This window comes from Seohaeicola nanhaiensis, from assembly GCF_042654245.1.
GTDB lineage: Bacteria > Pseudomonadota > Alphaproteobacteria > Rhodobacterales > Rhodobacteraceae > Seohaeicola_A > Seohaeicola_A nanhaiensis.
Genome location: NZ_JBHSGI010000033.1, coordinates 285,196 through 302,901 on the forward strand (window position 1 = coordinate 285,196; position 17,706 = coordinate 302,901).

General features: G+C 67.4%; 18 protein-coding genes. 7 read left to right on the top strand and 11 right to left on the bottom strand.

Annotated elements, in window-relative coordinates; translation table 11 throughout:
• Positions 1-111: 111 nt before the first annotated feature.
• Positions 112-1,317 (top strand): ROK family protein, encoded by a 1,206-nt coding sequence (locus ACFO5X_RS22640; RefSeq protein WP_380721832.1) that lies wholly within the window; start codon positions 112-114, stop codon positions 1,315-1,317.
• Positions 1,307-2,803 carry a CRTAC1 family protein gene (locus tag ACFO5X_RS22645; RefSeq protein WP_380721833.1) on the top strand — a complete coding sequence of 499 codons (1,497 nt, stop codon included), beginning with the start codon at positions 1,307-1,309 and terminating at the stop codon, positions 2,801-2,803. The genes ACFO5X_RS22640 and ACFO5X_RS22645 overlap by 11 nt, the downstream gene beginning before the upstream one ends.
• Before the next feature lie 79 nt (positions 2,804-2,882).
• On the opposite strand, the gene ACFO5X_RS22650 is transcribed toward ACFO5X_RS22645, so the two are convergent.
• From ACFO5X_RS22650 to phnF, 8 genes are all read right to left on the bottom strand, one after another.
• Positions 2,883-3,383, bottom strand: coding sequence for an OsmC-related (seleno)protein (locus ACFO5X_RS22650; protein ID WP_380721835.1), 501 nt, complete (start codon positions 3,381-3,383; stop codon positions 2,883-2,885).
• Positions 3,384-3,386: 3 nt separating this feature from the next.
• Positions 3,387-4,277, bottom strand: coding sequence for a fumarylacetoacetate hydrolase family protein (locus ACFO5X_RS22655; protein WP_380721837.1), 891 nt, complete (start codon positions 4,275-4,277; stop codon positions 3,387-3,389).
• A 4-nt stretch (positions 4,278-4,281) separates the two neighbouring features.
• Positions 4,282-5,058: a cyclase family protein gene (locus tag ACFO5X_RS22660; RefSeq protein WP_380721839.1), complete on the bottom strand. Its 777-nt coding sequence runs from the start codon at positions 5,056-5,058 to the stop codon at positions 4,282-4,284.
• Positions 5,059-5,069: 11 nt separating this feature from the next.
• A complete protein-coding gene (locus ACFO5X_RS22665) occupies positions 5,070-6,380 on the bottom strand; it encodes a TRAP transporter large permease (protein ID WP_380721841.1) in 1,311 nt (436 codons plus the stop codon).
• A complete protein-coding gene (locus ACFO5X_RS22670; RefSeq protein WP_380721843.1) occupies positions 6,377-6,889 on the bottom strand; it encodes a TRAP transporter small permease subunit in 513 nt (170 codons plus the stop codon). The genes ACFO5X_RS22665 and ACFO5X_RS22670 overlap by 4 nt, the downstream gene beginning before the upstream one ends.
• Positions 6,890-6,997: 108 nt before the next feature.
• Positions 6,998-8,068 (bottom strand): C4-dicarboxylate TRAP transporter substrate-binding protein, encoded by a 1,071-nt coding sequence (locus tag ACFO5X_RS22675; RefSeq protein WP_380721845.1) that lies wholly within the window; start codon positions 8,066-8,068, stop codon positions 6,998-7,000.
• 48 nt (positions 8,069-8,116) lie between these two features.
• Positions 8,117-8,764 (bottom strand): TetR/AcrR family transcriptional regulator, encoded by a 648-nt coding sequence (locus ACFO5X_RS22680; RefSeq protein ID WP_380721847.1) that lies wholly within the window; start codon positions 8,762-8,764, stop codon positions 8,117-8,119.
• A gap of 27 nt (positions 8,765-8,791) precedes the next feature.
• Positions 8,792-9,523 carry a phosphonate metabolism transcriptional regulator PhnF gene (phnF, locus tag ACFO5X_RS22685; RefSeq protein ID WP_380721849.1) on the bottom strand — a complete coding sequence of 244 codons (732 nt, stop codon included), beginning with the start codon at positions 9,521-9,523 and terminating at the stop codon, positions 8,792-8,794.
• Positions 9,524-9,641: 118 nt separating this feature from the next.
• On the opposite strand from phnF, the gene ACFO5X_RS22690 reads away from it, so the two are divergent.
• The 5 genes from ACFO5X_RS22690 to ACFO5X_RS22710 all read left to right on the top strand — a co-directional run bounded on the left by ACFO5X_RS22690 (position 9,642) and on the right by ACFO5X_RS22710 (position 14,497).
• Positions 9,642-10,487: a hypothetical protein gene (locus ACFO5X_RS22690; RefSeq protein ID WP_380721851.1), complete on the top strand. Its 846-nt coding sequence runs from the start codon at positions 9,642-9,644 to the stop codon at positions 10,485-10,487.
• 9 nt (positions 10,488-10,496) lie between these two features.
• A complete protein-coding gene (locus ACFO5X_RS22695; protein ID WP_380721853.1) occupies positions 10,497-11,636 on the top strand; it encodes an alpha-D-ribose 1-methylphosphonate 5-triphosphate diphosphatase in 1,140 nt (379 codons plus the stop codon).
• Between the two features lie 107 nt (positions 11,637-11,743).
• Entirely contained in the window at positions 11,744-13,426 is a 1,683-nt protein-coding gene (locus ACFO5X_RS22700; protein ID WP_380721855.1) for an AMP-binding protein, read from the top strand.
• An 11-nt stretch (positions 13,427-13,437) separates the two neighbouring features.
• Positions 13,438-14,250, top strand: coding sequence for an adenylate/guanylate cyclase domain-containing protein (locus tag ACFO5X_RS22705; RefSeq protein WP_380721857.1), 813 nt, complete (start codon positions 13,438-13,440; stop codon positions 14,248-14,250).
• Positions 14,251-14,287: 37 nt separating this feature from the next.
• Positions 14,288-14,497 (top strand): hypothetical protein, encoded by a 210-nt coding sequence (locus ACFO5X_RS22710; RefSeq protein WP_380721859.1) that lies wholly within the window; start codon positions 14,288-14,290, stop codon positions 14,495-14,497.
• Here the strand turns inward: ACFO5X_RS22710 and ACFO5X_RS22715 are convergent, their stop codons facing one another.
• The 3 genes from ACFO5X_RS22715 to ACFO5X_RS22725 form a co-directional block, all read right to left on the bottom strand.
• Positions 14,498-15,694 (bottom strand): MFS transporter, encoded by a 1,197-nt coding sequence (locus ACFO5X_RS22715; RefSeq protein ID WP_380721861.1) that lies wholly within the window; start codon positions 15,692-15,694, stop codon positions 14,498-14,500.
• Between the two features lie 209 nt (positions 15,695-15,903).
• Complete coding sequence (locus ACFO5X_RS22720) at positions 15,904-16,521, bottom strand: outer membrane protein (RefSeq protein WP_380721863.1); 618 nt, start codon at positions 16,519-16,521, stop codon at positions 15,904-15,906.
• 146 nt (positions 16,522-16,667) lie between these two features.
• Positions 16,668-17,648 carry an NAD(P)H-dependent flavin oxidoreductase gene (locus tag ACFO5X_RS22725; RefSeq protein WP_380721865.1) on the bottom strand — a complete coding sequence of 327 codons (981 nt, stop codon included), beginning with the start codon at positions 17,646-17,648 and terminating at the stop codon, positions 16,668-16,670.
• Positions 17,649-17,706: the final 58 nt, after the last annotated feature.

Genomic DNA, 17,706 nt, shown 5'->3' on the forward strand with positions numbered 1-17,706 from the left:
GGCGTGTTCCCGAAAGGTGGGGCATTTTAATTTGAAAATCAAATTAAATTGTCTAACCTGCCGGCGCGCGGGTCTTACAGGCCGCGCCGGCAGGAGGGGAGGCCGGGCTGGATGGCAGTTCTGCAAAGGGAATACGGGCGGCGGCGGCTGTTGCAGGATATCCGCCGGGCGGGCCGAATTCCGCGGATCGAACTGGCCGACCAGACCGGAATCAGCCGCGCCACGGTGACGACGATCACCGCCGAACTGCTGCAGGGCGGGTTGATCGAAGAGATCGCGCCCGGCGGCGAGGATCCGGAGGGACGGCGCGGGCGCCCGCGTGTCGATCTCAAGATTCGCGGCGCCGCGCATCTGGTGGCGGGCGGCAAGATCTCGGACCGCACGCTGTCGCTGGTGCTGATGGATTTTGAGGGAACGCAACTGGCCGAGCTGGAGGTGCAGCTGGCCCGCCCTCGCTTCGAGCCCGAGGCCATGGCCGACGCGCTGGCCGACGCCATCGACGCATTGGCGGCGCAGGCCGGGGTGGCGCGCAGCGCCATCTCGGGCGTCGGGTTCGGAATCGCGGGAATCGTCGAAGCCACCTCGGGCATGATCTACTGGTCGCCCTCGCTGGCCCGGCGCAACGTGGAATTCGGCGCGATCCTGTCGGCGCGGCTGGGGCTGCCGGCCTTCATCGACAATGACGCCAACCTGGTCGCTGTGGCCGAGAAGAGTTTCGGCCTCGGGCAGGATCAGTCGGATTTCATCGTGGTGACCATCGAAAGCGGCGTCGGCATGGGGCTGGTGATCGGCGGGGAGCTCTATCGCGGCACACGTGGCTGCGGCGCCGAGTTCGGCCATACCAAGGTGCATCTGGACGGCGCCTTGTGCCGCTGCGGGCAGCGCGGCTGCCTCGAGGCCTATGTCGCCGATTACGCCCTGCTGCGCGAGGTAGCGACGATGCCCGGCGCCGATGCCACCGCCAGCCAGGCGGAGCGCATCGAGGCACTGCTGGCGGCGGCGCGCGACGGCGACCAGATGGCGCGGCGGATCGTCGAACGCGCGGGGCGCATCTTTGCGCTGGGACTGGCGAATCTGGTCAATATCTTCGACCCCGGCCTGATCATCCTGGCGGGCGAGCAGATGCAGTTCGACCATCTCTATGCCGAAGAGGTCATCGCCGAGATGCGCAAGTCGATCGTGCAGGTCGACAAGCCGCCGCCCGAGGTGGTGATCCACAAATGGGGCAACCTGATGTGGGCGCGCGGCGCGGCGGCCTATGCGCTGGACAAGGTGTCGGATCTGGCGCTGGAGCGGCTCGGCGACCATGCGGCCTAGCCTTCTGCTCTGCCTGCTGCCGACGGTCGCGCTGGCTGGCCCGCGGTTCGAACCGGTCGCGGTGCCCGACCACGTCTATGCCGGCGGCTGGGAGCATTTTGTCGGCGGCGGCGTCGCCGCCTTCGACTGTTCGGGCGATGGCCTGCCCGAACTCTACGCGGCGGGCGGCACCAACCCGGCGCTTCTGCTGCGCAATCGCGGCGGGATGGTTTTCGAAGCCGCCACGCCCGATGCGCTGGCCCTGACCGGGGTAACCGGGGCCTATCCTCTCGATATCGACGGCGACGGGCTGCTCGATCTCGCCGTGCTGCGCGTGGGCGAGAACATGCTGATGAAGGGTAGCCCCGATTGCACCTTCGCCCCCTTCACCGATCTGGGCTTTGTCAGTGACACCCGCTGGACCACCGCCTTTTCCGCCACATGGGAGGGCAAGAACACGCTCCCCACGCTCGCCTTCGGCAACTACGTCAACCGCGACGATCCGAACGGGCCGTTCCGCGCCTGCGACATCAACCTGCTCTACCGGCCCGAGGGCGACCGCTATGGCACGCCAGTGGAGCTGACGCCGGGGTTCTGCCCGCTGTCGATGCTGTTCTCCGACTGGGGCGGGCGGCGGGCCGACCTGCGGGTCAGCAACGACCGGCATTACTATGTCAGCGGCGGGCAGGAACAGATGTGGGCGATGGATGCGGTGCCGCGTCTCTATGGGCCGCAGGACGGCTGGCAGAGCCACATGCTCTGGGGCATGGGCATCGCCGCGCGGGATCTCGACGGCGACGGGCAGGGCGAGGTGATGATGACCTCGATGGGCGACCAGCGCCTGCAACGGCGGATGCCGGGCGCGTCTGGACCGGCGTTCGAGGATGTGCCCTATGGTCTCGGCACCACGGCACATCGGCCCTATACCGGCGGCGACGGGCGGCCCTCGACCGGCTGGCACGTGGCCTTTGGCGATGTCACCAACGACGGGCGCGACGACATCTTCATCGCCAAGGGCAATGTCGAACAGATGCCCGACAGCGCCTGGGAGGATCCGAACAACCTGCTGATCCAGCAGGCGGACGGGCGTTTTGCCGAAGCCGGGCTGGAAGCCGGTCTTGCCAGCCTCGCGCGCGGACGCGGCGCGGCGCTGGTCGATCTGGATGGCGACGGGCTGCTGGACGTGGTGGTGGTCAACCGCCGCGCGCCGATGGAAGTCTGGCGCAACGTCTCCGTGTCCGAAGGGCACTGGCTGACGGTCCAGCTGCTGACCGGAGGGGCGAATTCGCAGGGTGTGGGCGGCTGGATCGAGGTGGACGACGGCACCGGCCCGCCGCGCCGGCGCGAGATCACGGTGGGCGGCGGCCATGCCGGGGGCAGCGCCGTGCCCGCGCATTTCGGGCTGGGCGCCGCCACGCGGGTCCGGGTGCGCGCGGTCTGGCCCGATGGGGTGATCACCGAATGGGGCGAGACCGAAACGGATCAGGCCATTACCCTGCTGCGCTGATGCCGAAGGCAGAGGGCCGCGACGCCTGCTTCTTCTCTTTAAAAATACTCCCGCCCGACGATGGCCGCCGGACGCGCCGTCAGAGGTCGATCCAGCTCCCGCCGCGCTTCAACCGGTGGCGCAGCGTATTGGCCCGCCCCAGCGTCTGTTCCAGGAAACACCCCTTCTGCGCGGCCGCGATCAGGGCCGCGACCTTTTCTGTACTGTCCGGGCTTTCGATCAGCACGTCGATCTCGAAGCTGTTCGGCGCGGTCTCATACGTGCGGCCGGTCTTGCGCCAGTCCCAGATCACCCGCGTCTCGACGCGCAGGTCGTCCAGCGTGACCCCAAGCCGGCGCGCGAAGGCGCGGATTTGGGTCATCAGGCAGCCGGTCAGCCCGGCGACGAAGAGCGCGAGCGGCGGCGGGGCCGAGGCCTCGCCGCCGTGAAAGCTGCCCTCGTCGGTGGCGATGTGGTGCACCTCCTCCTCGAAGGGTTGCACCATTTGCACCGCCAGTTCGTTGCGCATCTTGCCGACCGCCGTGCCGGTGCAGTTGAACTGCACCTTGGCGGCCTCGGGCCAGGTGTTGGGTTCGGCCATGGCTCAGCCCTTCACGATGCGGTTGGCCAGCGTCCCGATCCCCTCGATCGTCAGCTCGAAGCGGTCGCCATCGGCCAGCCTGCGTCCGGTTTCCAGCCCGCAGCCGGTGCCCACGGTGCCCGAGCCAATCACCTCGCCGGGATAGAGCGTCTCGGACATCGAGATATGCTCGATGATCCGCGCGAAGTCGTGCTGCATCTGGCGCGAATTGCCGCCGCCCCAGCGCTCGCCGTTGATGCTCAGGTCCATGCTCAACGCGGCGGGATGGGGGATCTCATCGGCCGTGACGATCCAGGGGCCGAGGATGTTGCCGGTGTCGAAATCCTTGCCCTTGCAGGGGCCAAGTTGGCCGGGCATCTCCTTCATCTGGGCGTCGCGGGCCGAGACGTCGTTCAGGATGGTATAGCCGAAGATATGGCCGGGCGCGTCTGCGCGCGAGATCGACGTGCCCTTCTTGCCGATGACGATGGCCAGTTCCAGCTCCACATCCAGATGTTCGGCATAGGAAGGCCATCTGACGTCTTGCCCGCTGCCGATGAAGGACATGCGGTTGCCCTTGTAATAGATCGGCTGGTCGTACCAGACCGGGGCGATCTGTCCCTTGACGCCGGTGTTCTTCTCGAAGGCGGCAAGACAGTTGGCCAGATGCTCTTCGAACACGAGGCAGTCGCGGTATTGCACCGGCCGGATCGGGCAGCGCATCTCGGCCTCGGCCAGAGCGATGACCGGCGCGCCCTCCGCCAGCCGCTTGCGCGCCTGGTCCAGCGCTTCGGGGCCGCCTTCGACCAGCGTGACCATGTCTGGGAAGAGGTCGGAGAGATCGACCACCTCGGCGTCGGATTTCACCGCGACCACCTTGTCGCGGCCCTGATGGTGGATGGTGCCGAGTTTCATGCGCTCACTCCTCGAAGATGGCGACGGCGCGGGTGAAGCCACCCGAGGCGCCCTTGATCTTGAACGGGAAGGCCGAGACCATGAAGCCGGTCGAAGGCAGGCCTTCCAGGTTGCTCAGCTTCTCGATCTGGCAATAGCCCTGATCCATCCCGGCGCGGTGGCCCTCCCAGATGATGCTGGGGTCTTTCGTCTCGGCGTATTTGCGGGCGGTCAGGGCAAAGGGGGCGTCCCAGCTCCAGGCGTCGGTGCCGCACATGCGCACCCCCTTGCCGGTCAGATAGTTGGTCGCTTCGCGGCCCATGCCGCAGCCTTTCATCAGGAAGTCGTCCTTGCCGTAGTGCATCCCGGCCGAGGTATTGACGAGGATCACGTCCAGCGGTTGCAGGTCATGCCCTATGCGGTCGAGCTCTTCCTCGATCTCGGCGGCGGAAATCACATGTCCGTCGGGCTTGGCGCGGAAATCCAGCTTGACCCCCGGACCATAGCACCATTCCAGCGGCACCTCGTCGATGGTGAAGGACTTCTGCCCGCCGCTCATGGTCGAGTGATAGTGATAGGGCGCGTCCACATGGGTGCCGTTGTGGGTGGAAATCTGCAGCTGCTCCACCGCCCAGCCTTCGCCACCCGGCAGGTCGTCGCGGCTGAGGCCGGGGAAGAACGACAGGATCTGGTCGGCGGTCTGGTCGTGGGTGAAATACTCGATCTTCGGCAGCGCCATCGGCGGATCCGAGGCGATGCCCATTTCAAGCGGGACGGAGAGGTCGACGAAACGGCGGGGCATGGCGGGTCCTTTTACTGGATGAGGAAGGTGGCGATGGGGGGGAAGGCCATGACGAGGCCAAGCACGGCGAGCATGATCACCGCGAAGGGCAGCGCGCCGGCGAAAATGTCGGCCAGCGTGATCGACGGATCATCCAGCGTGGCCTTGATCACGAAGACCGACAGGCCGAAAGGCGGGGTCAGTAGCCCGATCTCGACCGCGATCACGGTGACGATGCCGAACCACACCAGATCGACCTGCATCGGGACGACGACGGGCAGCATCAGCGGGACAAGGATCAGCATGATCGAGGAGGAGTCGAGGATCATGCCCATGGCGATGACGATGCCGACATAGATCAGCATGACGCCCCAGAGGCCCAGATCGGCATTGGCGGCGAACTGTCCGATACCGGCGGGCACGCCCGAGAGCGCGAGCATCTTGGAGTACATCTGCGCCGCGATGATCAGGAAGCAGACGGTGGCGGTGACGAGGCCAGTCTCGACCAGCACGGTCCAGAGCCGCCGCAGGGTCAGCCGGCGCATCCCGAAGCCGAGCAGCAACGCCCCGATGGCACCCATCGCGCCGGCCTCGACCGGCGTGAAGAAGCCGGCGTAGATGCCGCCGAGGACTAGGCCGATCAGAAGGGCGATGGGCAGCCCCTTGGCCAGGAACTGGCCCGGGGTCAGCGCCCCCTCGTCGCTGTCGCGATCCGGCGTGCCGACGAAACCGGGCCACCAGATCGCCATGGCGACGATCCCCAGCGCATAGGCCACGGCCAGGAGCAGGCCGGGGCCGACACCGGCGAGGAACAGGTCGCCGATGCTCTGTTCCGACAGGATGCCGAAGAGGATCAGCAGAAGCGAGGGCGGAATCAGCATCCCCAGCACCGAGGAGCCGGCCACCACTCCGACGGCGAAGCGGGGGGTGTAGCCGTGGCGGATCATCTGCGGCACCGCGATGCGGGTGAAGACGGCGGCCGAGGCGATGGAGATGCCGGTGATCGCGGCGAAGATCGCGTTGGCGCCGACCGTTCCGACACCCAAACCCCCGCGAAGCTTGCGGAACAGCGCATTGGCCACGTCGAAGGCATCCCGCCCGAAGCCGGCCTCGGAAACGATGAAGCCCATCAGCACGAACAGCGGCACCACGCCGAAGAAATAGCTGGAGATCGAGTCGTTGGCCGACAGCGCCAGCAGTTTCGATGCCAGCAGCGGCGAGCCCTTGATCGCCCAGACCCCGAGATAGGAGGCGGCGATCAGGGCGATGGGCACGAAGAGGCCCAGCATCACCGCCGCGCCCATGCCGGCCAGCGACAGGAGACCGATTTCGAAGGGGGTCATTGCAGGTGCCTCCGCCAGATGCGCGCGGCGAATTGCGCGATCAGCATCGCGCCGCCGACCATCAGGGTCAGTTTGACGGGCCAGACCGGCGCGGTGAAATCGCCCAGCGCGCCGATGAATTCGTTGCTCTCCCAGGCCTTGGCGAAGATCGGCCAGGTGGTGCTGACGATGATCCACAGGACCGCGATCCCGATCAGGTCGAACAGCGTCTCGATCCAGCGGGCGGCAACGGGGGCACGGGCGTGCAGCATGGTGAGGAAGCCCTCGGAGCGCGTCATCCGCCCCGAGCGAAGGGCCTGCGGGATTTGCAGGAAGACGATGGCGACGATGGACAGCGTGACCAGTTCCGGCACGCCGCTGACCGGGGCGTTGAACAGGACCCGGCCGCCCACATCGAGGCCGAAGAGCACCATCAGCACCAGGATCAGCGCGGAGCCGAGGACGTTCAGCCCCTGCGTGACCGCATCGAGCAGGCGCAGCGGGGCAGGGTCGGGACGGGGATCTGGCATCTGATGTTCCAAATTGTGGCGTGGCCCCTCACCCCTGACCCCTCTCCCCGAAAGGGGAGAGGGAAGTGCGACGGATGACGGGCGGTGACTCTCCCTGTCGGGGAGGGTTTATTCCTGGTCCCAGTTGCGCAGCGGCTTGGCGCCGGCGGCGCGCATCGCGTCCATGTAGGTCTTCAGGATTTCGCTCGCCGGCTTGCCCTGCGCGTCCAGCTCGGTCGCCCATTTCTTGGCCGCGTTGTCCATCCCGTCGGCCCAGGCCTGGCGCATGTCATCGGGCGCCTCAGTGACGGTCGCCCCGGCCTCGGCCATCTTGGCCAGCGCGCCGGTCACGGCATTCTCCAGATCGGTCGTATACCAGTCCTGCGCGGCGGCCGAGCCGGCGAGGAATGCGGTGCGCACCTCTGCCGGCAGCCCGTCCCACCAGTCCTTGTTGGCGCAGAGCGAGCCGGAATACTGCGCGCCGAGGCCGAAGCGGGTGATATGGGGCGCGACCTCGTACAGCTTGCCCGGCAGCGCGGCCGAGGCGAAGACGATCACGCCGTTATACACGCCGGTCTTGATCTCGTTGTAATAGGTCGTGAGGTTGCCGGCGACACCGACCGCCCCGGTGCCCGAGAGCCAGTTGATCGCAGCCCCCGGCGCGGCGATCTTGCGGCCCTGCAGGTCGGCCAGCGAATTGATCGGAAAGTTCGACATCACGAGGTAGTCGTCGATGGTGATCGGCGCGCCGATATAGACGACGCCGTTCTCGGCATAGGCCTCGGTCATCGCCGGCAGGTTGGCGTGCAGGTCGTTCACGACATTGCCGACCAGCCGAACGTCCGAGCTGACGAAGGGCGTGTAATAGGTGACGTTCTGCACCGCCAGCTTGGCCGGGTCGAACAGGCTGGAGCAGGCGCCGATCTCTGCCAGCCCGGCCTCGACGGCCTCGAGCTCGTCGCCCACCTTCGCCAGCGCGCCGCCGTATTGTTCCGAGAAGGTGACCGTGTGGCCAAGCTTGGTCAGTTCGGCGGTGACCGTGGGGATGAAGGCCTCGGGCATCATGCGCACCCAGCGGAACACCGGCGGGTGGCCGGCGACGATGGTCACGTTGAAGTCATCGGCGCTGGCCGTCATGGGCGCCGTCAGGGCCAGCAGCGGCGCGAGCGCCGTGGCCAGGGTCAGTCTCTTGAGTGTCATTGTCTTTCTCCTCCCAAAGAAAGGCGCCCCTCCCGGCGCCGTGACGTGTCAGTTCGTATCGGTCTCCGCGGCGATGGCGGCCCGCAGGCCACCACTGGCGAAACGCACCAGGCGGGCGACGATGGTGTCGACGTCCGGAGACGCACCTGTGCCGGCCAGCCGCTCGGGACGGTCGTTGCGCGCCACGGTCGCCACCAGTGCGCCGATGGCAAAGCTGTAGCCCCAGGCCAGGATCTGGGGCGACGCGCCGGGGCAGGCGGTCTGCAGCGCGGCAATGAAGCGGCGTGCCACGGGGTCGTAATGTTCCAGCACCATCCGCTGATCACGGGCGACGCCCACCAGCAGCCCCGCGAAGATACGGGCATAGGCGCGGCCACCTCCGGCCGGACCCAGCGGCGGGCGCAGCAGAGCTTCCATGACCCGCTCGACCGCATCAGGCGCAGCGAGGTCGACGCGGTCCAACCGGGCCAGACGTTCCGCGTTGATATTGCCCGCGCGCCGGCCGATCACCGCCTCGTAAAGCCCGTCCTTGTTTGCGAAATGATAGTGCAGCAGACCCTGCGCGACTTCGGCGCGCTGGGCGATGGCCTTCATCCCGGCGCCCGAGAAGCCTTCCTCGGAAAATTCGATCTCGGCCGCGTTCAGGATCCGGTCGCGGGCGGGCAGGGTCGAGGCTGAGTCGGCGGGTTTGTTCATGGGCGCAGGAAAGGCCTGACTGAACGATCAGTCAAGAGATTCCTGCGGCGTGTCGTGCGATACCGTGAGCGCGATCCGTTCACCCGCGAAGAAGGTCACGCCATATTCCAGCGGGGTGCCGTCCAGCAGCGTGTTGACGGCGACGGTCTTGAGCACAGGCACACCATCGCGCAGGCGCAGGTGAAGCGCCTGGGTGGCCGAGGCGCTCTCGGCGGTGATCCGGGTTTCGCGCCGCACATAGTCGGGCACGCCGCTGGCGGCCAGCGCCTCGGTCACCGAACCGCCCTTGCGCAGAGCGTGGGCCAGGCGCGGCAGGCGGGCGGCGGGAAAGGTGCTGGTGAACAGCGCGACCGGCGCCTCGCCAATGCTGGAGAGACCTTCGTAGACGACAACTGGATCGCCGGCCGCCAGCGCCAGCGCCTTTGCCTCGGCCGCGTCGGCGGCGCGGGTTTCGACCCGCAGCACCTGCTTGGCCGGTTCCCGCCCGGTGGCGCGGATGTTCTGGTGAAACCGGACGCGGCGGCCCAGCGGATAATCGGCGGGCGGCGCCTCGACAAAGACCCCGGCGCCGCGGCGGGTGCGCAGGATGCCGCGCTCGGCCATGTCGGCGAGGGCGCGGCGCACGGTGTGGCGGTTGACGCCAAAACGGGTGGCGAGTTCCGCCTCGGTCGGAAGCTTGTCGCCGGGGCCGTATTGCCCGGCGGCGATTTCGCCCTGAAGGGTCGCCGCGATCGCGGTCCAGACCGGTGTGCGCGCCATGATGTCTGCCTCTTGCTGTTGGAGGGGCGGTGCGATAGAGATTTGTCTAGTTGTATATTAATTAGACAAATCCGCAAGGTGTCCAGATGGTTGTGACCCATCCCGCCCGGTGCCGCCCGTGAGCGCCGGTATCTTCGCCCTTGTCCTGCTGGCGGCGCTGCTGCACGCGGTCTGGAACGCGCTGGTCAAGGGAGGGTCCGACAAGTCGGCGGCGATGATGGCCGTGGTGATCGGGCAGGGGGTGGCCGGGCTGCTGGTGCTGCCCTTCGCCCCCGCGCCCGATCTCGCTAGCCTGCCCTACATGATCCTCGGGATGCTGCTGCACATCGGCTATCAGGTCTTTCTGGTCGCGGCTTACCGGATCGGCGACCTGACACAGGTCTACCCCATCGCGCGGGGCGCCTCGCCGGTGATCGTCACCGCCGTCTCCGTGCTGCTGCTGGGCGTCGCCTTCAGCGCGCAGGAGCTGATCGCCGTGGCGATGATCGCCGGGGGGATCGCCAGCATGAGCCTCGCACGTGGAACCGCAGGGCTGGTGCAGGGCAAGGCTGCGCTGCTGGCGCTGGTGACCGGCGCCTTCATCGCCTCCTATTCCATGTCCGACGGGCTGGGCGCGCGGCTGGCGGGCACGGCGCTGGGCTATTACGCCTGGGTGTCAATCCTGAACACGGTCGGCTTTGCCGCGCTGGGCGGGCTGCTGCGCCCCGGTCTGGTGACGGCGGGACTGCGGCAGGTCAAGAGCCTCGTCATCGGCGGCGGCGCGTCCTTTGTCGCCTATGCGCTGGTGGTCCATGCCTTCACCCTCGCGCCCATCGCGCTGGTGACGGCGCTGCGCGAGACCAGTGTCGTCTTCGCGCTGGGGATCGGAGTGCTCTTTCTGGGCGAGCGTCTGACCCCGATCAAGGTGATTGCGACACTGGCGACGGTGGCGGGCGCGGCGCTGCTGCGGATGGCGCATCTTTAGGGGGTGGCAATGGAAACGGTCTTCACCAACGCGCAGCTTGCGCTCGAGGGAGAGATTCGCAGCGGCTCTCTGGTGGTAGAGGACGGGCGCATCGCGCGGATTGACAGCGGTCGCAGCGCGGTGCCGGGGGCCATCGACTGCGACGGCGATCTGCTGCTGCCCGGGCTGATCGAACTGCACACCGACAACCTGGAGCGTCACATCCAGCCGCGCCCGGGGGTCGACTGGCCGCATGGCGCGGCGATCCTGGCGCATGATGCCGAACTGGCGGGGGCCGGGATCACGACGGTCTTCGATGCCATGCGGATCGGCGTGATCGAAGGCGACGAGGGGGCGGCGGTGCTGCAATACGCCCGCGACCTGTCGCGCGAGATCCTGGCGCTGCGCTCGCGCGGGGTGCTGCGGATCAGCCACCTGCTGCACCTGCGGGCCGAGATCTGCTCGACCACGCTGGCGCAGGAATTCGCCGCCTTCACGCCCGAGGACGGGATCGGCATCGTCTCGGTCATGGATCACACGCCGGGACAGCGGCAGTTTCGCGATCCGGCCTCGCTGGAGCGCTATTGGCGGGGCAAGCGCGGGCTCGACGGCGATGGCTATGCCCGGCTGGTCGATCGTCGGCTTGCGGTGCGCCAGAGCCACGGTGACGCCAATATCAGCTGCGCTGTGGCCGAAGCCGGACGGCTGGGCGCGATCCTCGCGAGCCATGACGACACCACGGCCGAACATGTCGCCGAGAGCGCGGCGCAGGGCGCGCGCGTCGCCGAGTTTCCCACCACGCCCGAGGCGGCGCAGGCCTGTCAGGCCCATGGCATCGCGGTGATGATGGGCGCGCCGAACCTCGTGCGCGGCGGTTCGCATTCGGGCAATGTCGCGGCCGAGACACTGGCCCGGGACGGTTTGCTGGACGTGCTGTCGTCCGATTATGTGCCTGCCTCGCTGCTGATGGGCGCGGTCATGCTGGGCGATATCTGGGGCGACATGGCGCGCGGGATTGCCACGGTCACGACGGCCCCGGCTCGGGCGGTGGGGCTGGTGGACCGGGGGCGGCTAGCCGAAGGACTGCGCGCCGATCTGGTGCGTTTGGCCCGGCCAGAGGGGCTGGCGGCAGTGCGCGGTGTCTGGAGCGCGGGCCGGCAGGTGGGCTGAGCGCCCGGCAGCCAAAACACTTGCATCAGGGCGGCACGGTTCTTACCGTGCCGCAATGTCTGCGTAGAGATGGCGTGTCAAACGCTGCAACCGGGGGAGGTGCGCGCATGACCCTGACGGTATCGGCCCGGCCTCGGCCGTGGCACGTTCACTATGGCGCGGACATCCGCGTCGATCTGGATCCGCCCGAAACCACCTGGACCGCCATGATGACCGAGGCGTTCCAGCGCTATGCCGATACGGTTCTGCTGGAATACTACGGCACCCGTTACACCTACGCCGAAATGCGCGACCTGACCGCGCGGGTCGCCGCCGCGCTCAAGGCGCGCGGGATCGCCAAGGGCGACCGGGTGGCGCTCCACCTGCCGAACTGTCCCTGGCATCCGATCTTCTTCTTTGGCGTGATCGCGGCCGGGGGCGTGGTCACCCATCTCTCGCCGCTCGATGCCGAGGCCGAGATCGCCTACAAGCTGGCCGACAGCGGCGCGAAGCTGGTGGTCAGCCTGACGACGCCGGAATTCGCCCATCCTTTCGCGCGCCTCCTTGCCGAGGGCAAGCTGCCGCCGCTGGTGCAATGCCCCGATCCCGTCTCGGGACGCGGGCGGCCCTGTCCGGTGCTGGAGGGCGCGCTGTCGCTGGACGATTTCTGGGCCGGGCACGAGGGGGCGCCCTATCTGCCGGTGACTCTGTGCCCGCAGGACACGGCGCTGTTGCAATACACCGGCGGCACCACCGGCATACCCAAGGCGGCCGTGCTGAGCCATCGCAACCTGACGGCGGCGGTCTACATTTATCACGAGGCCAGCAAGGACGAGGAAGCGACCGCGCCGGGCATGGCGACGCTGGTCTATTCGCCGCTGTTCCACATCATGGGCCTGACCGTCGGGCTGCTCAAACGGATGTGGGAGGGCGGGTTGCTGCATCTGCGCCTGCGCTACGATCCAGAGTCGGCGGTGCGCGAGATCGAGGAAAAGCGTGTCGCGGCTTTCGGCGGGGTGCCTTCGGTCTGGATCGGCCTCCTGCAGGTGCCGGGGATCGAAACGCGCGATCTCTCCTCGCTGAAAAACGTCGGCTCGGGCGGCGCGCCCCTGCCGGTCGAGGTCTACAACCGCGTCAAGCAGCTGACCGGGCTCAAATTGCGCGGCGGCTGGGGGATGACCGAAACCGCACCCGCCGGCACCAGCGTGCCGGCCGACATGCCCGACGCCAAGCTGGGCACCATCGGCATTCCCCTGCCCGGGATCGACATGAAGATCGTCGATGTCGAGGATCCGGCCCGCACGCTCGATCCGAACGAGGCGGGCGAGATGGCGATCCGCGGCCCGAACGTGATGACGCACTACTGGAACCGTCCCGACGAGACCGCCGCCGCCTTTCACGACGGCTGGCTGCTGACCGGCGACATCGGATACATGGACGAGGACGGGTATTTCTATATCGTCGACCGCAAGAAGGACATGATCCTGTCGGGCGGCTTCAACGTCTATCCGCTGGTGATCGAGAATGCGGTGCACCAGCATCCCGCAGTGTCCGAGGCCATCGCCATCGGAGTGCCTGACGCCTATCGCGGGGAAAGCGCCAAGGTCTTCGTGGTGCTGAACAAAGGGGCGGACCCCTTCACCCTGGACGAGCTGCGGCTGTTCCTGACCGACCGGCTGGGGCGACATGAAATCCCGCGCTATCTCGAATTCCGCGAGACGCTGCCGCATACGCCGGTGGGCAAGCCCGACCGCAAGGCGCTTCGGGCCGAGAATCAGGCAGGGCTGGCGGAGAATAGGGACATACCCTAGCGTTTGCGTGCATGAACCAAGCGTCGCCCCCTCGCAGGCTTGCCGCGATCCTTGCCGCCGATGTCGTCGGCTATTCGCGCATGATGGCGCAGGATGAGGCCGGCACGCTGGCCGCCCCGAAACGCTTTCGCGCCGAACGGTTCGACCCCGAGGTGGCCCGGCATGGCGGGCGTGTCTTCAAGCTGATCGGTGACGGCGCATTGGTCGAGTTTCCAAGTGTCGTCGATGCCGTGCGCTGCGCCGTCGCGGTCCAGATGGCAGGGCAGGCTGGCATCGTCCTGCGCATCGGCATCAACCTGGGCGACGTGCTGGTGGATGGCGACGACCTCTATGGCGACGGGGTGAACGTCGCCGCGCGGCTGGAGCAGCTGGCCGAACCAGGCGGGCTGTGCGTGGCGGGCATCGTCGCCGACAGTGTCGCCAACCGGGTGGAGGCATCGTTCAGCGACGGCGGCGAGGTGCGCGTCAAGAACATCGACCGGCCGATCCGCATCTATTCCTGGGCGCCGGGGGGCGCGGTCACGCCGGCCAAACCCAGCCAGCCCGCCATCGCCGTCCTGCCCTTCGACAACATGTCGGGCGATCCCGAGCGGAGGGCATCAGCGAGGACTCCTTGCCGGCTCTCTGGTGGCCGCGGACCGGGCGGTCGAGCTGAACCCGAACTTCCTGCTGGCGCTGACCATCCGCGCCTCGGCGCTGATGTATGCGGGTCGCCCGCTGGAGGCGGTTGCCGACCTGAAACGCGGCCTGCGAATGGACCCGCTGACCGGCCATCTGGCGTGGCATTTCCTCGGTTCCGCCTGGCTTTTGGCCGGGGAGCATGAACAGGCGGTGGAGGCCTTTTGCGAAAGGGTGCGGATGATGCCCTCGACCGACCTGTCGCGCGGCTTCCTCGTCGCGGCGCTGGGCCTGCTGGGGCGTGTGGACGAGGCGCGCGCGGTACGGGACGAGCTGGCAGCCATCAATCCGGGCTATTCCTTCGCCGCGCATCTCGCCCGGCTGCCGTTCCCCGATCCCGCCCCGGCCGAGCGTCTGAAACAGGGCTATGCGGCCGCCGGCATTCCCGACTGATCAGCGCCGCAGCGCAAAACCCGTGGCCAGCACGGCGCCCAGAAGCCCGAGAAGGAAGATCGCAAAGCCCATCCCGGCCAGATCGCCGACGGCACCGGTCGCCAGCCCGCCCAGCGACACGGCGGCAAAGCTGGCCGAGCTCCACCAGGTCAGCACCCGCGCCCGGTGGGTGTCGGCCACCTCCATCTGGATGATGATCTGGCTGCCGATGCCGACGAAGGTGGCGACAAAACCTAGACCCACCGCGATGGCCACCAGCCCGGCAAAGGGCAGGCCGGCGCTGAGCGCCAGACACAGTGCCGCGCTGACCAGGGGGACCAGCCGCAGCATGGTCTGCAGCTGCCGCGTGTCGCGCTTGAGCCAGCCCAGCGTGATCGCCGCCGTCACCGACCCCAGCCCGGCGGCCGAGGTCATCCAGGTCAGGTCGCGCGCGTTGCCGTCCAGCAGCCCGCCCACCACCGCCGGCATGTTTTCGACGATGCTGCGCACCAGCAGGCTGTTGGTCGCGGCCAGCAGCAGGCTCCACCGGATCAGCGGATGCGCCAGCGCATAGCGCAGCCCCTCGGCCAGCCCCTGACCCAGCGAGGATTTCACCCCGCGCGCAGGGCGGGGCTTCATCGGGATCAGCGCCAGCAGTGCTATATAGGGCAGGTAGGACAGGGCATTGACCAGAAAGGTCCAGTTCAGCCCCACCGTGGTGATCAGCAGCCCCGCCACGGCGGGGCCGACCACGCGAGAGGCGTTGAAGGCCATCGCCGACAGCGCCACAGCCCGCGGCAGGTAATGGCGCGGCGAGACCGACGGGATCAGGGTCAGCCGCACCGGATGCATCGCGGCGCCGATCACGCCGATGGCCAGCGCCAGCACGGCCAGCAGGGGGAGCGTGATGAAACCGCCCGCCACCAGCGCAAACAGCAACAGCGAGGTGACCATGAAGGCGCCGTTCGTCAGCATCATCGCCCGCCGTGAATCCCAGCCTTCGGCATAGACGGCGACAATCGGCCCCAGAAACGCCGAGGGCAGCAGAACGGACATAGACACGAAGCCGGTCCAGAAGGTCGATTGTGTCAGCGTCCAGGCCAGCCAGCCGAGCGCGACGCGTTCGGTCCATGTCCCGACGTAAGAGATGAAGCTGATCCCGACCAGCAGGCGGACGGAGGATACCGTGCGGGTCTCTTCGGGGTCGATGTCCTGCATGGGCGGGGGATCGGGGTCTTTCAGGCCGGGCCGGGTGCCGGTTCGGCGGCAACCTCTGGCAAACCTCAGGGGGTGTCAATCGCCCGCGCCCGGCAAATTCGTTCGCATATTACATTTTTTTGACGGGGCTATCTTGGGGTGCCGCCCGACGGCCAACCAGACGAAAAAGGGCCGCCCCGAAAGGCGGCCCCTGACAGATCCCCTGGGGATCAGAAGCGGTAAGTGGCTTTCACGTGGATCGTGTTGAAGTCGACGTCGCCGCCGCCCGAACCCACGTCATCGAAGCTGTGGTACATGTATTCGCCACCGACGGTCCAGTTTTCGCCGACGCGCCAGTCATAGCCCAGACCCACGACATAGCTGTTGGCACTGCCGTTGAAGAAGGTGCCGACGCCGTTGAAGTCGGCATAGGCGTAGCCAAGGCTTGCGTAGAGCAGACCGTTGCCCATCTCCTTACCGGCGATCAGCTTCAGGCGGGCCATCTCGTCGAAGGTCGCGGTATTGCCGGTGCCGGGGTCGGTCACGGTCACGTCGGCCCAGTCGTACTGGAATTCCGGACCCATATACCAGCCGTTGCCGATGTCGAACAGGTAACCCGCGGTCAGACCGCCGATCACGCTGTCGTCGTCGAAGCTGCCGCCGAGGTCGAATTCGCCAAAGGTATAGCCGATCTGGCCGCCGACATAGCCGCCTTCCCAGAAGGATTTCACCTGGACCGGCGCGGGGACGGTCACGACCGGTTCGACGACGGGGGTCGCCGGGCTGCCGGCGAAGGCGGTTCCTGCCAGAGCGGTGGTGGCGAGGGCGAGAGCGAGTTTTTTGAACATGGTCTTCTCCTGTGCTCGATTCCGTGCATGATCCTGACCGGTGCCGCAGGGCGGACCGGACCAGTCCTTGCATTCACGCGGATATAACCATTCCCGCCGCCGGACGTTCCCTCACGGTTCCGTCAGCGGCGGGAACCTGCGCGTTTTCAGGCAGGTACGGCGCGAAACAGCCGATCGCGCGCGGCGCGGTATTCCCGCTCCAGCCGGTCCACCAGCACGGCGGCGGGAACCACCTCCTTGACCGCGCCGATACCCTGGCCCGACCCCCAGATTTCTTTCCAGCTTTTCGGCTTCTGCCGGTTCGGGCCGAAGTCCATGGTCGAGGGGGCCGAGCGTTCGAGGTTGTCGGGATCCATACCCGCAGCGGCAATCGAGGGCTTGAGGTAGTTGCCCCAAACTCCGGTGAAGAGGTTCGAGTAGACGATATCGCTGGCACCGCTGTCCGCGATCATCTGCTTGTAACCTGCCACCGCATTGGCCTCTTCAGTGGCGATGAAGGCCGAGCCGATATAGGCGAAGTCCGCGCCCATCGCCTGGGCCGCGAGGATCGAGTCGCCCGTCGCGATGGCCCCAGAAAGCGCCAGCGGCCCGTCGAACCACTCGCGGATTTCCTGAACCAGCGCCATCGGCGACAGCGCCCCGGCGTGACCGCCGGCGCCGGCGGCGACCGCGATCAGCCCGTCGGCGCCCTTTTCGATGGCCTTGCGGGCAAAGCGGTTGTTGATCACGTCGTGCAGCGTGATCCCGCCCACCGAATGCGCAGCCTCGTTCACCCACTCTTGCGCGCCAAGCGAGGTGATCCAGACCGGCACCTTGTGTTTCACGCAGATCTCCACGTCGCGCTCCAGCCGGGCGTTCGAGCGGTGCACGATCTGGTTCACGGCGAAGGGCGCGGCGGGCTGGTCGGGGTTGGCCTGGTTGTGACGGTCGAGCTCTTCCGTGATCCGGGTCAGCCAGCGCTCCAGTTCGATCGGCTCGCCCTCCTTCTCACGGGCGTTCAGCGCCGGGAAGGATCCGACGACGCCGGCCTTGCACTGGGCGATCACCAGATCGGGGTTCGAGATGATGAAGAGCGGCGAACCGATGACGGGCAGGCGCAGGCGCGAGAGAACTGGAGGAATGGTCACGAAGAGGGTCTCCGGAAATTATGGATCGGGCCGGAGCCTAGCGGCGCGGGGGACGATG

What these genes read in the sequence shown, in the direction of transcription:
- ACFO5X_RS22640 (WP_380721832.1), top strand. Translation starts at nt 112, where the DNA reads ATGGCAGTTCTGCAAAGGGAATACGGGCGGCGGCGGCTGTTGCAGGAT.
- ACFO5X_RS22645 (WP_380721833.1), top strand. Translation starts at nt 1,307, where the DNA reads ATGCGGCCTAGCCTTCTGCTCTGCCTGCTGCCGACGGTCGCGCTGGCT.
- ACFO5X_RS22650 (WP_380721835.1), bottom strand. Translation starts at nt 3,383, where the DNA reads ATGGCCGAACCCAACACCTGGCCCGAGGCCGCCAAGGTGCAGTTCAAC.
- ACFO5X_RS22655 (WP_380721837.1), bottom strand. Translation starts at nt 4,277, where the DNA reads ATGAAACTCGGCACCATCCACCATCAGGGCCGCGACAAGGTGGTCGCG.
- ACFO5X_RS22660 (WP_380721839.1), bottom strand. Translation starts at nt 5,058, where the DNA reads ATGCCCCGCCGTTTCGTCGACCTCTCCGTCCCGCTTGAAATGGGCATC.
- ACFO5X_RS22665 (WP_380721841.1), bottom strand. Translation starts at nt 6,380, where the DNA reads ATGACCCCCTTCGAAATCGGTCTCCTGTCGCTGGCCGGCATGGGCGCG.
- ACFO5X_RS22670 (WP_380721843.1), bottom strand. Translation starts at nt 6,889, where the DNA reads ATGCCAGATCCCCGTCCCGACCCTGCCCCGCTGCGCCTGCTCGATGCG.
- ACFO5X_RS22675 (WP_380721845.1), bottom strand. Translation starts at nt 8,068, where the DNA reads ATGACACTCAAGAGACTGACCCTGGCCACGGCGCTCGCGCCGCTGCTG.
- ACFO5X_RS22680 (WP_380721847.1), bottom strand. Translation starts at nt 8,764, where the DNA reads ATGAACAAACCCGCCGACTCAGCCTCGACCCTGCCCGCCCGCGACCGG.
- phnF (WP_380721849.1), bottom strand. Translation starts at nt 9,523, where the DNA reads ATGGCGCGCACACCGGTCTGGACCGCGATCGCGGCGACCCTTCAGGGC.
- ACFO5X_RS22695 (WP_380721853.1), top strand. Translation starts at nt 10,497, where the DNA reads ATGGAAACGGTCTTCACCAACGCGCAGCTTGCGCTCGAGGGAGAGATT.
- ACFO5X_RS22700 (WP_380721855.1), top strand. Translation starts at nt 11,744, where the DNA reads ATGACCCTGACGGTATCGGCCCGGCCTCGGCCGTGGCACGTTCACTAT.
- ACFO5X_RS22705 (WP_380721857.1), top strand. Translation starts at nt 13,438, where the DNA reads ATGAACCAAGCGTCGCCCCCTCGCAGGCTTGCCGCGATCCTTGCCGCC.
- ACFO5X_RS22710 (WP_380721859.1), top strand. Translation starts at nt 14,288, where the DNA reads ATGCCCTCGACCGACCTGTCGCGCGGCTTCCTCGTCGCGGCGCTGGGC.
- ACFO5X_RS22715 (WP_380721861.1), bottom strand. Translation starts at nt 15,694, where the DNA reads ATGCAGGACATCGACCCCGAAGAGACCCGCACGGTATCCTCCGTCCGC.
- ACFO5X_RS22720 (WP_380721863.1), bottom strand. Translation starts at nt 16,521, where the DNA reads ATGTTCAAAAAACTCGCTCTCGCCCTCGCCACCACCGCTCTGGCAGGA.